The sequence below is a fragment of the Mycobacterium kansasii ATCC 12478 genome (assembly GCF_000157895.3).
Taxonomy (GTDB): domain Bacteria; phylum Actinomycetota; class Actinomycetes; order Mycobacteriales; family Mycobacteriaceae; genus Mycobacterium; species Mycobacterium kansasii.
The window spans coordinates 1,088,773-1,104,215 of record NC_022663.1; the positions used below are offsets into that span (position 1 = coordinate 1,088,773).

The 15,443-nt window shown below is 67.1% G+C and carries 5 protein-coding genes and 2 pseudogenes; 3 read left to right on the top strand and 4 right to left on the bottom strand.

Annotation, left to right across the window (positions count from 1 at the left end; genetic code table 11):
- Positions 1-177 precede the first annotated feature (177 nt).
- The 3 genes and pseudogenes from MKAN_RS04665 to MKAN_RS04675 form a co-directional block, all read left to right on the top strand.
- Positions 178-492, top strand: coding sequence for a type II toxin-antitoxin system VapB family antitoxin (locus MKAN_RS04665; protein WP_023365661.1), 315 nt, complete (start codon positions 178-180; stop codon positions 490-492).
- A gap of 157 nt (positions 493-649) precedes the next feature.
- Positions 650-999: pseudogene (locus MKAN_RS04670) on the top strand (hypothetical protein).
- A 31-nt stretch (positions 1,000-1,030) separates the two neighbouring features.
- Positions 1,031-1,610: pseudogene (locus MKAN_RS04675) on the top strand (sigma factor-like helix-turn-helix DNA-binding protein); the annotation flags it as partial.
- A gap of 6 nt (positions 1,611-1,616) precedes the next feature.
- Here MKAN_RS04675 and MKAN_RS04680 read toward each other — a convergent pair.
- From MKAN_RS04680 to MKAN_RS04695, 4 genes are all read right to left on the bottom strand, one after another.
- Positions 1,617-2,123, bottom strand: a complete 507-nt coding sequence (locus tag MKAN_RS04680; RefSeq protein ID WP_036393010.1) for an MTB12 family secreted protein — start codon at positions 2,121-2,123, stop codon at positions 1,617-1,619.
- Between the two features lie 217 nt (positions 2,124-2,340).
- Positions 2,341-5,829 (bottom strand): non-ribosomal peptide synthetase, encoded by a 3,489-nt coding sequence (locus MKAN_RS04685; RefSeq protein ID WP_023365669.1) that lies wholly within the window; start codon positions 5,827-5,829, stop codon positions 2,341-2,343.
- A 35-nt stretch (positions 5,830-5,864) separates the two neighbouring features.
- A complete protein-coding gene (locus MKAN_RS04690) occupies positions 5,865-10,421 on the bottom strand; it encodes a non-ribosomal peptide synthetase (RefSeq protein WP_023365671.1) in 4,557 nt (1,518 codons plus the stop codon).
- An 18-nt stretch (positions 10,422-10,439) separates the two neighbouring features.
- On the bottom strand, positions 10,440-15,425 hold the full coding sequence (locus MKAN_RS04695) for a non-ribosomal peptide synthetase (protein ID WP_036393008.1): 4,986 nt from the start codon (positions 15,423-15,425) through the stop codon (positions 10,440-10,442).
- Positions 15,426-15,443: the final 18 nt, after the last annotated feature.

The window sequence follows — 15,443 nt, forward strand, 5'->3', positions numbered from 1 at the left end:
TTTTACGGTCTCGGAAGTATCTGAACGTCCAGCTGTGGATAGCACCGCATCACCGGGACAGTGCCGGCCGGGAAATTCGGCAGATTCGGTGGAGGTCTGCTTCCCTGCCGCCCTTGCGGCTAGCCTGTTCGGCATGATCATGTGCGGCTCCCACGGCGCGTCAGCGGCGATCCGCCAATGATTTTCAAGGGCGTGCGGGAAGGTAAGCCGTATCCCGATCACGGGTTGTCCTATCGGGACTGGTCGCAGATTCCGCCGCAGCAGATACGCCTCGACGAGTTGGTCACCACGACCACGGTGCTCGCATTGGATCGATTGCTGTCGGAGGATTCTACGTTCTACGGCGACCTCTTCCCGCATGCCGTGAAGTGGCGCGGGGTGACGTATCTCGAGGACGGCTTGCACCGGGCGGTGCGAGCGGCGCTGCGTAACCGGACGGTGCTGCATGCGCGGGTGTTCGACATGGACATGCAGCCGGGTCGCCCGAACTAGCTTCGACCGGCTGGTTTCGCTGCTCGCCGGATGCGGATCGGCCGGTCACATTCTGATGCCGCCAGGTGTCGATCTAAGAAAGACCACCAATCCGTGAGGAGCCCGTCATGTCCCGCATTATCGGGTCGGTGATCGCGACGCCGGCCCGGCCACCAAGATCGCCTTCTTTTCACCAAGCGCAAGCTGGCCAAGATGACCGGGCTGCAAACGGCCGCGATGCTGGAACCGCTGCGGATGTACGCCCACATTCCCACATTGCTCAGCGCCTACGGCAGGCTCGAGCAGGCGGAATCGAAACTGGACGTCGACGACGAGCTGTTCGAGGCGCTGCGCGTTCACCTGGACACGGCTCAACTCGTCGCGCTCACGCACATCATCACGTTGGGCAATCTGCGGGCCCGGTTCAACATCGCCCTGGGCATCGAGGCTTCGGGTTTCTCGGGCTTCTCGGGCAACCGGGTGTGCGCGCTGCCCCCCACCACGGCACGATGGCCGACCCGGCGCTGACCGTGCGTTTCGAGGCCGCCAGACCGCGGCTGAGCACCGTGCGATGCTGGCCGACGCGGTGGGGCTGGCGTTGTTTTTCGAGTTGGACACGCTGCCCCCGGCGGAGCGGCTGGCCTTCGTGCTGCAGGACGTGTTCGCCGTCCCGTTCGAGCAGATCGCGTCCATCGTCGAGCGCTCGCCGGAGGCGGCACGCAAGCTGGCCAGTCGCGCGCGCCGGCGCATCGAGCGCGCCGATGTCGTTCCCGACTGCGACATCGCGGCACAGCGCAGGCTCGTCGACGCCTTCTTCGCGGCGGGACGCACCGGCGACTTCGACCGGCTGGTGTCGCTGCCCGACCGCGGCGTCGTGTTACGCGGCGACCTCGGGCACGGCGCCGTCCGCTCGGCACACGGAGCCTCGGCCGTGGCCGCACTGGCCCGTAGCTATGCGGCACCCGAACGCGAGGTGCGCCGCGACCGTGAACGGCGCGGCCGGCGCAGTGATCTTCGCCGCCGGCCGCCCCGCCGCGGTCATGGGCTTCCTGGTGCGCAGCGGACGCATCGCCGCGATCGACGTGCTGGCCGATCCCCAGCGCGTCGCCAAGCTCGATCTGGGCGGGCTGAACCGCTAGGACGGGTCAGTGTCCGGCGGCCTGCAGCAGTTCCATGGCCGAGCTGCGCGACAGCATCCAGCTGCCCTGGTTGACGAACGTGACGTTCTGCGTGACCGGCGAGGTCAACTTGGGGCCGGAGACGGCAACGTCGGCCGTGGCAGTCCCGGCCCCGGCCGACTGGATGTTGGACACGGTGAACGACAACGGCAGGTCCCCGTTCTTGGCGGCCTTCTTCAGCTCATGGTCGGCCAGGCGCGCCTCGGTCCCGCCGATACCCCCCTCGACCAAGTCGCTCTTGTTGGCGAACGAGACGCTGGGATCGGCAAGGCTGTTGAGCAGGCTGGTCAGCTGAGCGGCGGTCGGCAGATTTGCGGCCGTGGCCGGGTCCTGTGGCATGGGCGCCCCGAAGACCACCGGCAGCACCTGGTTTACCGCCGAGCTCTCGGATGCTACGGACGTCACACCCGCGGCGGCAGCGCCGATTGCGGCCACGGCGGCCGCGCCGATGATCAGCCCTTTCACGGATTTCACGGTGTTCACGGTGTGGTTTCCCCCTTCGATTGGTACCGAACATGACGGGCATGGCCGGTCATGTCTCGTACTGGAGTATGCACTGAGCTTTCGTCGGGCCGACGATCTGCGTTACAGGAAGGCTACATGTGGAAACTGCGGCGAGTCTGTGACGACGCTGTGCAGCAGGCATGAAAAGCCTCGCAGCGGCCGGCGGGCTTGGTGCGCCGCCCCGAAATCAGCCTTGGGCCAACACCTCCTCATCGGTCAACGCTGAAACGTCGAGGTAGTGCCGTGCGACCAGGCCCAGCCGCTCCGGCGTGCCGCGCCGGGCCTCCCGTTGCGCCAGCCGCTCGGCCAAACCGGCCACCGTTCGGGTCGCGAACAGGTCGGCAACCACGGCATGGTCGGTTTGCAGCCAGTCACGCACCCGTGCGATGAGCGTGGTGGCCAGCACGGAGTCACCACCCGACGCGAAGAAATCCTGCTGCACGCCAACGGAATCCACACCGAGAACCTCGGCAGTAATGTCGGCGAGGGCCGCTTCCAGGTCGTTGCGCGGCCCGCTGCTGGCGGGTGCGCTGTCTTCCGGGCGCGGTTCGAGCAGCGCGGCCACGGCACGACGATCCAACTTGCCGTTAGCCGTGAGTGGAAGGTGTTCGAAGAACACGATCCGTGTGGGAATCATGTAGTCGGGCAACAAGGTAGCGACCGCCGCGGTGAGGTCACCGGCCGCGTCGGCGTCACCCGCGACCGCGGCGACGAGCTTGGGGGCGCCGGAGCCGACCACGGTGGCGACGGCATGGCGCACCCCCGGCACCGTACGCAATGCGCTCTCCACCTCACCGAGTTCGACCCGGTATCCGCGTATTTGGACCTGATGGTCTGCCCGGCCGAGGAACTCGATGGTTCCGTCGGGCCAGTATCGGGCCAAATCACCGGTCTTGTACCAGCGAAGACCGTCGTGCTCGACGAACTGCCGGGCGGTGCGTTGCGGATCATTGCGGTAGCCGGCGGCGACATTGACGCCGCCGACCCATAATTCGCCGGGCACCCAGTCGAGGCAATCGCGGCCCGACGGCGCAACGACCCGGCACCGGACGTTGCGCAACGGTCTTCCGAACGGCACGGTGGTCCAGTGCGCCGGTGGTTCGCCGGCCACCTCGCAAATGGTGTGGTGGATGGCGGTCTCGGTCGCGCCGCCCAGCCCCGAGAACCGGCATCCCGGCACCTGCCGCGCCAGCCGGCGCGCCAGGTCCGCGCCCACCCAGTCCCCGCCGAGGGTGACTGCCCGCAGGGAACCGCCGAGTTGATCGCCGCCGAGTTCCAAGATCATGTCGAGCATGCTGGGTACGCAGTTGAGTATCGAAACCCGGTGGCGACGAATCAATTCCACCCACGTCGTGGCCACCGCCTTCTGCTCGGCGTCGACGGCGACCAATGAGCCACCGGCCGAGAACATGCCGAAGATGTCGTAGACGGACGCGTCGAACTCGAGAGCCGACAACGCGAGCACTCGATCGGTGCTGCCCACCGCGAACCAGTCGTTGACGGCGTCGATCGTGTTCATCGCCGCGCTATGCCGCACCTCGACACCCTTGGGCAGGCCCGTCGAACCGGATGTGAAGATCACGTAGGCGATCTCGGTGATATCGGGAAAGACGGGCTCCGGCAGCGGATTTGGGTAGTTACGTGCCGCGTCGATGGACAGGCAGGTGATTCCGGTACCCATGTCGGCGCTTTCGACGGTGAGCGCCGCGACGGCATCTGCGGTCTGAAGAATCTTGGCGCGCCGGGCGTCCGGCTGGTCGAAGCCGATCGGCACATACGCGCCGCCGGCCGCGAGGATGCCCAGTACTGCCACCACCTGATCGCGTCCCTTGGGTAATTGGACGGCAACGGTGTCGCCGTGCCGTACCCCGTGGGCTTGCAGCGCCCCGGCGACGGAAAGCGCCTGATTGCCGAGTTCCCGGTAGCTCCAGGCGCCGTCCTCGTTGTCCAGGCCCCACACCACCGCGGGCGCATCCGGATTCATCGCGGCCTGCTCGAAGAAGCCTTGGTGCAGGCACCGACCACTGACCGGACCATCGGTTGCGTTGACGGCGGCACGGACCGTTGCCTGCTCGCTGGGCAACTGCACCGCCGCTTCGGCGTCCCAGCCGGCATCACCCCGGGCGAGCCGGTCGACAGCCTGAGCGAACCGGGTGAACATCGCATCGACCAGTCCGGCCGGAAACGCCGATTCCCGTACGTCCCAGTTGACCAGTAACCCGCCGCGCAGCTCGGTCACCTGGGCATCCAACAACACCTGAGGTCCTTGCGAGATGATCCATACCGGCTCCCCGAACGTTTGGATCACCCCGTCGGCGAACAGTTCCCCGAGATCGAGCGCGCTGGTGAACACGACCGGCGCCAGCATTGCCTCACCGCGCTGCCTGCCCAGATCACGCAACACCTCGAGCCCGGAATAGGCCGCGTGTGAGGCACTTTCGTACATCCGGTGCTGAATGTCTCGGGCCCGGTCGGCAACCGACATATTCTCGGTCACGTCGACTTCGAGCATGACCGACGTGGTGAAGTCACCGATCACCCGGTTGACGTCGGAATGCACCGACTCACGCTGAAAAAGCGGCACATTCAGCAGAAATCTGGTCTGCGCCGACCAGCCGCCGACGGTGTCGGCAAAGAGCGCCGCCACCGCCATGGCGGGCGTGACGCCGCGGGCGTGAGCCCCGGCTATCAGGCTGCGCTTGGCATCTGGCGCCAGCCAGTGGTGGTAGCGGACCGTGCGATGGGGTGCCCGACGGCTCCCTACCGGTACGGTGGGCAGTTCTGGCGCTCCGGGCATCTGGGGCAGCCGCCGTTGCCACCACTGGCGATCCCGCTGCCGCGCGACGCTGTCCGGTTGCCGCGCGGTGCGATAGCGGCGGTAGCTGTAGCCGGGCGCCGGCACCGCGGCCCCCCGGTACAGCTCGGCCAGATCCGAAACCAGCACCCGGTAGCTCATCGCGTCACCGGCGAGCATGTCGATGTCCAGATGCAGCCGGCTGTGATTGTCGCCGTATCGGGTCAGCGTGATGTCGATGACCTGACCGTCTTCGATGTGCAGCCGTTGGTGTGTCTTGGCCTCGCGCAATTCCGCGAGTGTCGACTGCACCTCCTGCGAACCGCGTCCGCGAAGGTCGATCGCGGTAAAAACCGGCCGCCCCGGCTTGGGCATCGTTTGCTGAGTCCCGTCGGGGAGAAATCTCGTGCGCAGCATCGGATGGGTTGCGACGAGGTCGCGCACCGCCCGTTGCAGGCGGTCCGGATCTATTGCCGGTCCGTCGAATTCGGCATAAAGGTGCGCGGCGACACCGCCGAGCTCTTGCTCGTCGGATCGACCGATCCAGTACGCGAGCTGCATGCCGGCCAACGGAAAAGGAGCGTCATGCGCCTCGGGCTCGTCAGGCGCCACGGCTGCCGGGGCTGCGGCACTCGACGCCGTATCCCCGCTGAGTAGCGCATACCACGAAGCCACCGTTGGCGCGGCCGCAAGTTGGGCGAAGGTGATGTCGGCGCCGCGTTTACGCCAGCCGCCGGCCAAGCCCATCATTCGGATGGAGTTCAAGCCCAACTGGATCAGATCGTCGTGGTCGCCAAGTTCGTCTGCAGGACAGCCGAGTTCGGCCGCGATCGCCGCCCTGATCTCGTCCTTGCTGATCCAGTTGTCTCCGAGCGGCTTCATACCGGTCCTTTCTCGGCGTGTCGGGGCGGGTGTGATCAGACCGCGGTGCTGTCCAGGGCGGCCGCCAGCACTGCGATCCCGCGCTGCCAGAAATGCGTCAGGTGATCGATGTCCGAAGGTGTGAACAGCGCATCACTCCAGCGCCAGTTGCTGATCAGTTGGGCGCCCTCCGGTGTCGTGGCAACGAACACGCTGAGGTTCACCGCGAAACGCAGCGGCAGCTCTGGCTCGGGATCGTCCGGCAGCGCGTCGAGGTACGGCCCGGTGAGCAGCGACCACGGTTGGTCGGTGACTCCGCCGAGGTCCAGACGGCCCAGATAGCTGAACTGGATCTGCGGCTCGGCGGCCTCCCGCAACTCCGGAACCTTGTTCACATAACGGAGCAGACCGTAATCCAAGCCGTCGTTCGGGATTGCGCGCAGCTCGGTGACCACCGATTCGACCAGGCTGCGGGCTACGGCCGAATCACGCTCGGCCTGCTCGATTTCCACCGATGCCGAACCCGCTCCGAGTCGCACCGGGTAGGCACTGGTGAACCACCCGACCGTGTTCGTGGTGTCGGTGTCCACAATCGCATCGGCGCGGCCGTGGCTCTCCAGCGCCACCAGGGCGCCCGACGCCGGATTCTGCGCACGAGCGCGGCGCCAACTCGCGATGGTCATCGTGATTGCCACCAAAAGGAATTCGCGCACTCCCTCGTGACGCTTGACCGCAGCGAGTATTCGCGCGGTGACGTCGGCAGGTGTGACCACCCGGGTGACGCGCAGCGTGGACCAGGTATCGCGGGTCGGGTCCGGCGGCCGCACGCCCAGCGCGGGATCGGGTTGGCAGACCTGTAGCGCCCAGTACTCGCGTTGGGCCTGAGCCTCGGGTGCTGCGGCCCGTTGCCACATCAACTCACACCAGCGACGGTAAGAGGTGAACTCCGGCAACATTTTCGGCGGCGCACCCCCGTTGAGCGAACGCCAGGCCGCGGCGAGATCACCCAGCAGGATGTGCCAGGACACCACGTCGACCGCCAGGTGGTGCGCGGTGAGCAGCAGCGCATCCCCGGGGCCGGGACCACCGTCACCGCCGGAGAACCAGACGGCCCGCACCATCGCGCCGGCGCGCGGGTCGATCTGGTCCATGACGGCACGCGCGCAGCGCCCGATGGCGGCCACCAGTTCGGCATCGGTCGGTTCCGGGAGCGGCATCCGGGTGAGAATGTCGCGGGCCCGGACCACACCGGGTTCCCGGGTGAGCAAGCGAGGCCCCGCGGCGGTGTCGGTCAGAATCGAGCGCAAGGTGTCGTGTCCGTCGAGCAACAACTGCAGCATCATCTCGACCGTCGAACGGTCGATCCTGGGTGGCAGCCGAAGCAAGACGGTGTGGGTGAAGCGCCGGAAATTGCCGTGCTCGTAGAGCCAGGACACCATCGGCAGCGGCAGCACCTCACCGTATTCGGCCTGCCCGACGGTTGTGTCCGGGTCGACCGCGGTGTCGATCGTGGCCGCGAGCTGCCGGATGGTGGGCGCGGTGAACACCATCCGCGGACTGAGGTTTAGGCCGCGCCGTCGCGCCTTGTGCACCAACGAAATCGCCACGATACTGTCCATGCCGAACAGGAACAGATCGTCGTCGAGGTGCGGCACGACACCGTTGAATTGTTCTTCGAGGATTTCGCACAGAGCTCGCTCGGTACTCGTGCCCGCCGCCAGCGACTCCTTGTCACCTGCCCCCGAGAGGATAGTCTCTGCCAGCCGGTCCAATACCCGGCTGTCCAGCTTGCCGTTGGCGTTGACCGGCAGTCGCGGCACTGCCACAACCCGGGCCGGAATCATGTAGGAGGGCAGCCGTTCGCTCAGTGCGGTGCGCAGCCGGATCGCGTCGCCGTCCGTATCCTCTTGCCACACAACAAACGCCACCAGCACGGTGCCGCCGGGACGGCGCAGCACGCTAACCGCCGCATCGTGGACCCCGGGCTGGCCGCGCAGCGCGGCTTCGATCTCACCGATCTCGATCCGGTAGCCGCGAATCTTGACCTGGTTGTCGCTGCGTCCCAGGTAGGCATATCCGCCGTGCGGCAGGCGACGCACCAGGTCACCGGTGCGGTACATGCGTTGCCCCGGGCGAAACGGGTCCGCTACGAAGCGGGCGGCGGTCATCGCCGGCCGGTTCACATAGCCGCGAGTCAGTTGCGAGCCGGCCAGGTACAACTCGCCCACCACACCGGTGGGTACTACCCGTAACGCCGAATCCAAGACATAGCAGCAGGTTCCGGCGTTCGCCGTGCCGATGGTGGGCGCCGGGTATTGGTCGACCGGGGCCACCACCGCCTCGACCGTCATCTCGGTGGGGCCGTAACAGTTGTACACCGCGGTCGGCGCCACCGAGCGCAGGCTTTGCCACAACGCGCTGTCGATGGCCTCGCCGCCCAGCGCCAGCACCGAGACGCCGTGATCCAACAGTCCCGCGGCGCGCAGTTGTACCCACATCGACGGCGTGGTGTCGATCATGTCGATCTGTTGGTGCGCAATGCCTTTCACCAGCAGGTCGGCGTCGCGCAGCTGCGCGGCGTCGAACAGGTGCAGGGCATGACCGTCCAGCAGCCCGACCATCGGCTGCCACGACGCGTCGAAGCTCAACGACCACGCATGCGCGATGCGCAGCGGACGGCCCAGCCGCCCGAGGGCCGGCCGGTACACCCGTTCGCGGTGGTCGGCGAAATACGCGAGCAGCGCGGCATTGGTACCGATGACGCCCTTGGGCTCGCCGGTGGAACCGGACGTGAAGATGACGTACGCGCCGTGTTCGGGATGACGAGGCACCGACGGTGCCACGGGATGCCGTCGCGAAACCCGTTCGGCCACAGCAGGATCGTCGACGAGCAGGGTCGGAACTCCCACTCCTCTCAGCTCGCCGGAGCCGGATTCGGCGATGAAGATCACCGGATTGGCTTGCCGCACAATCGATTCGATACGAGCGGCCGGAAGGGTGATATCAACCGGAAGATAGGCCCCGCCGGCTGCCAGCACGGCGAGGATCGCGACGATGGATTCGCTCGAGCGGGGCAGCGCCAGGGCCACCACGGTCTCCGGGCCGACGCCGAGGGCGGCCAGCTCCCCTGCCAAACAGCATGCCGCGGTGTGCAGTTCGGCATAGGTATAGCGATCACCGCGGCACGTGGTCAGCGCTACGGCATGTGGGGTGGCCGACGCTTGCCGCTCGAAGGTTTCCCATATCGTCCCCTCCGGCGCGGTTGCGGACCACGCTGCGCGCTCGGCGAACTCGGCATGCTCGGCCGCGGTGAGAACATCGAGCGAGTCGGGGGTGGCGTCGCCGATATCGGGCAGTTGGCGCAGCAGGCCGAGCAGCCGCTCGCAAACCTGTGCCGCGGGAAGATGCGGCAGCGCGTCGCGAATCGCCTCGACAACCACCACCAGCGCGTCGTCTCGGAGATGTGAGACCACGGTCAGGGGGTAGTGCGTCAGACTGTCCATGTCGACGGGACTAAAACATGCCCCGTCGGGAGTGGTCACCGGCCGGATCGCATGCTCGACGGGCGCATTCTCGAACACGAACAGGCTGTCGAACAACGCTCCGCGCCCGTGCGCCCGCTGCAGCTCGGACAGGCCGAGATAACCGATGTCGCGCATCGCCGAGGTCTCGCGCTGCAGCCGCGCGCATTGCTCGACCACCGGCGCGGTGCCACTGACCTGATGTACGACCGGCACGGTGTTGATGAACAGCCCGACCATGCCCTCGACCCCGGCCAGGTGCTGTGGACGGCCGGAGACGACGGTGCCGAATACGACGTCACGACGGTCGGTGAGCCGGCTGAGCACCACTGCCCAGGCGAACAGCACCGCGGTGTTGAGGGTAAGGCCGTTGCGCGCGGCCCAGTTTCGCAGCCGTCCCGTGTCGGCGGCCGCAAGCAGCAGCTCGACTTTTTCCGGTACCGCCTCGCGCGCGGCGAGCGTGCCGTCGGCCACCATGAGTGGTCCCGACGCGCCGCTCAGGTAGTCGGTCCACCGGGTCATGGCCGCGCCGGTGTCCTGCTGAGCCAGCCAGCTGATGTAGTCGCGGTAGGGACGCGGGTTCGGCAACGCCGCCGCCGAGCCGCCGGCCCGGTACACCGCCAGCAACTCGGTGAAGAACACCCCCAGTGACCAGCCGTCCATCACGATGTGGTGAGCGGTGAAGATCATCCGCCGGCTGGTCTCACCGGGGGCCGAAAGCAGCACCACGCGTAACGCGGGGCCTCGGCTCAGGTCAAACGGGCGGCGTCGTTCGGATCGCGCAATCGACTCGAATTCGGTTGGCGGTGCGACGCGTTCGACCCACGGCAGCTCGGCCCGTGCGGGCACGATCTGCACCGGCTTGGGAACATCGCGATCCCAGAAGGCGGCGCGCAGGTTCGGGTGCCGGGCAAGCATTGCCGCGGCGCTGCGGCGCAGCAGTTCGACGTCCACCGGCCCGTCGATGTCGATCCGCAACTGCATGGTGTAGAGGTCGAGGCTGTCCTCGGCCAGCCGGTATAAGGCAAACAACCCCTGCTGCAGTGGGCTGAGCGCCAGAACGTCCTCGATCTGCGGTGAAGCGATGGTCACGATTGCCTGGTTCCCGCCTTACGAATGCTGCTGCCACGACGCGGCAAGCGCAGCCAGCGCGTCGTCGTCCAAACCGGAGGCGCTCATCGGCGCTGCCGGTGCGGGTGTCGAAGCCGCCTCGGCGGCGGGCTGATCGGCGGCCGCGTCGACCGCCGCGGCCAGCTCGGCAATGGTCAGGTGCGCGAACACCATTGCCGGGGTCAGTGCCAGGCCGTGCGCTGCGGCCCGGGCCGACCACTGGACGGAGACGATGCTGTCGCCGCCGAGGGCGAAGAAGTTGTCGTCGGGGTCGACGTCGCTGATCTCGAGCAATTCCTCCAGCAGCGCGATGAGGGTCCGTTCGGTTTCCGCCGAACCGCCGGTGACCGATCGGGTCGGCTCAGCATCGACTGGCGTCGGCGGCGCGAACAGCGTTTCGAGGTCAGCTGCCGGCAGCAAGCACACGGTGGACAGCGCAGCGTCGGGCATGGTCGCGAAAGCATCGAGCGCGGCGTCGAGCGCGCTGGCGATGAGTTGCACCGAATCGGGTTCGTAGAGATCGGCATTGGCCACCACCCGTACGGCGAGTCCCCCGTCCGGTGTTACGTCCAGGCCCACGTTGAGATCCAGCAGCGAAACCTCGAAGTCCATTGACAGCGCAACGACCGTGGTGGCTCCGTCGCCGGTGAGGTCCCGCGGCAGCAGCGCCCAGTCGTGGCCCCGGAAATGAATCGAGTGCTGGAACAGCGGATGGTTGCGCGACGGCGAACGCGGCGGGTTGATCGCCTCCACCAATCGTTCGATGGGCAGCTCCTGGTGCGCCAAGGCGCCCAGCACCGTGTCGCGGCTACCGATCAGGATGCCCCGCAAGGAAGGGTCGTCGGAAAGATCGCTGCGTAGCACGACCACGTTGGCGCACGGGCCGGCCAGTTGTTCGGTTGCCCGGTCAACCCGCGCCGCTACCGGGCTGCCGACGGCGAGATCGGTGCCGCCGCCGAGCTTGTGCAATACGACAGCGAGCGCGGCGTGGTAAACCATGAACTCAGTGGCGCCATGATCCTCGGCAAGCCGGGTCAGCGCCGTCCGGCGCGGCGCGGACACGGTGAAAGTCACCACCTCCCCGCGCCTTCCGAGGACCGGCGGACGCGTGTGGTCCAACGCTATCGAGATGTCGCCGGGCAGCCCCGCCAATACCTGACGCCACCAAGCCAGCTCGACGTGTCCCCATTCGCCCGGCTCGTCGAATGTGTTGCGTTGCCATACCGCGAAATCGGCGAACTGTAAGGGGGCTTCGAACCACTGCGGCGGCCCGGCCCGCAACCGCGCCCGATAGGCGGTGATGAGGTCGTCGACGACGACACCGAACGAGCTGTGGTCGGTGACGATGTGATGGACCAGTACTAGCAACACATGGGTAGCAGGGCCAAGCCGCAGCAGGGTGGGTCTGATCAGCGGCTCGGATTCCAGCGTGAACACGTGCCGGCGCAGCTCGGCAAGCACCTGATCGGCCTGGTCAGCGGAAACGTCGCGCACCTCGAGTTGCACGCGCATCGCCGGGTGCACCAGCTGATACGGAACACCCTCGTGTTCAACGAAGTTCGTGCGCAACACCTCGTGACGGGCTACCACGTCGTTGATCGCCTCGAGCAGCGCAGCCGTGTCCAGCGGACCGTCGAACCGAAGCGCCAGTGCCATGTTGAAGACGTCGTTGGCGCCTCGCATCCGGTAGTGGAACCACATCGCCAGCTGGGAATACGACAACGGCGGCCATGGCGGGCGAGCCGCTGTGACGAGTTCCGGGCGGGCACCGCGCAATTCTGGCGCGTCCACCAACCGGGCCGCCAACCCCGCCGGGGTCGGGGTGTCGAATACGGCGCGAACGTTCAGTCGCACACCGAATTCGGCGTGGATCTGGGCGATCAGCCGGGCTGCCAGCAGCGAATGGCCTCCCAGGCCGAAGAACGAATCGTCGACGCTGACGTCGCGGCAGCCGAACAGTCGCGCGAAGATCCCGCACATCCGTCGCTCGGCCGCGGTCGCCGGCTCTCGGCAGCGGCGCGCGGTGATCGGAGTCGCCGCGGGCAACGCCCGCTTGTCCAGTTTGCCGCTGACGCCCAGCGGGATTTCCCGGATCACCGCGAACGCGCCGGGCACCATGTAGTCGGGCAGCACCGCCGCGGCGTGGGCGCGGATATCGTCGAAATCGATTCCCACCGTTGGCCCGCTCTCACCGGCGGCGGGCACCAGGTATGCGGCCAGTGCCGGCCCGGTCGCGGTGTCTTCTGCGACGACCAGGCAATGCCGTACTGCGGGATGGGTGGCGATGACCGACTCGACCTCGCCAAGTTCGATGCGGAAACCACGGATCTTGACTTGCTCGTCGGCGCGCCCGACGAACTCCAGCTGCCCGGAGAGGTTGCGGCGCACCAGATCTCCGGACCGGTACAGCCGCATCCCGGGGTTGAACGGGTCGGCGACGAACCGTTGCGCCGTCAGCCCCGGACGGCCCAGATATCCGCGCGCCAACTGCGTACCGCCCAGGTAGAGCTCGCCGACCACACCGGCGGGCACCGGCTGCAACTCCGAGTCCAGGACGTAGGCGTAGACATTGCGGTTGGGCACGCCGATTGGCACCACGCCGGTTCCCTGCGGCCCCGATACCTGCAGGTGCGTGGCGCAGACAACCGCCTCGGTGGGGCCGTAGTGGTTGCGTAATTCCGCGTCGAAGTGGCGGGCGAACTTGTCGGCCAGTTCTCCGGGAAGTGCTTCGCCGCCGACCGGCACGTGCCGCAGCTGGCGCCACTCGTCGATCTGCGGCAGCAACAGCAACGTGCTCAGCATGGAGGGCACCATGTGCAGCACGGTGACGCGGTGGCGGCTGATCAGATCGGCGACGTAGGGGATGTCGGCGAAGGCGCCGGGTTTGGGCACGATCAGCCGGGCACCCAGCGACAGCGTGACGAAGATATCCAGCAGGGACGCGTCGAAGCTCACCGACGACGATTGCAGCAACCGGTCGTCGGCGGTCATGCTCCACTCGGCGATGAACCCGTCCACGTGCTCGGCGATGGCCTGATGCGGGACCGCCACGCCCTTGGGCCGTCCGGTGGAGCCGGACGTGTAGATCACATAGGCCAGATGCGCAGGGTGTAACGGCCGGATGCGGTCGGCGTCGGTGAGCACATCGTCGGGCAGGTGGGCGGCGGCTTGTTCGGCGGCGTCGAAGTCATGGTGGCCGAGCACCATTTTGGGTTCGGTGTCGGTGATCAGGTAGTCGATGCGGTCCTGCGGATAGGCCGGATCGATGGGCAGGTAGGCGGCTCCGGCCTTCAGCACGGCAAACATGGCCACGACGAACTCGACCGAGGTGGCCATGCGCAGCCCGACGATGTCCTCGGCGCCGATCCCGTGACGAATAAGCCAGCGCGCCAGGCGGTTTGCCCGGCGATGAAGTTCGGCATAACTCAGCTCCGCGTCGTCGGACACCAGCGCGACCCGCTCGGGTGCGGTGGCCGCGGCCGATTCGAGCAGCGCGACCATCGTGGTGGCGGGTGTCGAGACGAGCTCGCCGTGCGACTGGGCCAGGATGGCGCCGCGCTCCGTCGGGCCGAGCATGTCCAGACCTGTGAGGCGATCCCCGGGGGCCCGCAGCGCGTTGTCCAGCAGCCGCAGGTAGTGCGTCAGCATCCGATCAACCAGCGGGCCGGCCAACACATCGACGTGGTATTCGAACTCGACCGCGACCTGCTCCGGGTCCTCGGGCTCGAACACGATCGCCAGCGACAACGGCAGCTGCGCGGTCACCGCTCCCAGCTCCAGCTGTCGGGCGGTGACGCCGTCGAAACTGAACCCGTCGACGCTCTTGCGCATGCTGAAACCCAGCCGGACCAGCCGGTCCAGTCCATCACGCCCGGCGCTGCGCTGCGGATTCACGGCGCGGACCACCCGATCGATGCCCACCGACCGGTGGGCGAAGCCGCCGAGGCAGGTTTCCCGCACGGTGTCGGTGAGCGCGGCGAACGTGTCGTCAGGTCCCGAGACGATGCGCAGCAGCACGATGTTGCCGAAGTACCCGATGGCCGCCTCCGCGGCGGCGCTGCGCTCGGTGACCGGAACGGAGACGAGGAAATCGGATGCGCCGGCATAGCGACGCACCAAGGCGCTGAAGGCGGTCAATAACACCATGAACGGAGACGCGGAGTGCTCGCGGGCAAACCCTTCTACCCGTTGCAACAGCCCGGCGGGCAGCGCGCGAGTCCGGCGTTCGGCACGCCGGGACGGATCCGGTGCGGCCGCACCCGGCAGATCCGGGGGTTCGGGCAACGGCTGCAAGCGGTTACGCCAGTACTCGATGTCGGTATCGCTGGGTCCTATCGTGTTGTCCAGCACCGCCGTTGCGACGAACTGCGGCGCCGGGCTATTCGGTTGGGGGCCATGGTTGTAGGCAGCGCTGAGATCGTCGAAGAAGATCTTCCAGGAGTCGTCGTCCCAACAGATGTGGTGGACCACCAAGAGCAGCACGAATTCGTCGGCGCCCGTGCGGATCAGAGAAATGCGCAGCGGCAGCTCACGCGTGAGGTCGAAGGGCCGGCCGAATTCGTCTCGTGCGATGGTGTCGACGTGCTGATTGCGCTCATGCTGCGGAACCTGGCTGGTGTCGATTGTGCGCCAAGGTATTTCGACATCATCCGTGAACACCTGATACGGTTCCCCCGATGCGTCCACGCCATAGGTGGTGCGCAAGATCGCGTGGCGGGCAACGACATGGCTGACCGCGGCGCGCATCCTCGCGACGTCCAGCGCGCCCGTCAGTCGATACGCGACACAGATATTGAGGGTGGGGTCCCCGGCATCCATGGCCTGCAGGAACCACATCCGGCGCTGACCAGTCGACAGCGGATAACGTTCGCCGGCCCGAACCTGGGTTTGCTCCGCCGGTTCGCCTGTCGCTAAACCGCTTTCAGCGATCCGTTTGCGCAATAATTCGCGGCGGCGCTCCCGCACAGTCTTGGCATCGGCGGCCATGGCCTGTTTCACTCCTAG

Bases quoted from the DNA above. Each gene is read 5' to 3' on its own strand.
- MKAN_RS04665 (WP_023365661.1), top strand. From the start codon at position 178: ATGATTTTCAAGGGCGTGCGGGAAGGTAAGCCGTATCCCGATCACGGG.
- MKAN_RS04685 (WP_023365669.1), bottom strand. From the start codon at position 5,829: ATGAAGCCGCTCGGAGACAACTGGATCAGCAAGGACGAGATCAGGGCG.
- MKAN_RS04695 (WP_036393008.1), bottom strand. From the start codon at position 15,425: ATGGCCGCCGATGCCAAGACTGTGCGGGAGCGCCGCCGCGAATTATTG.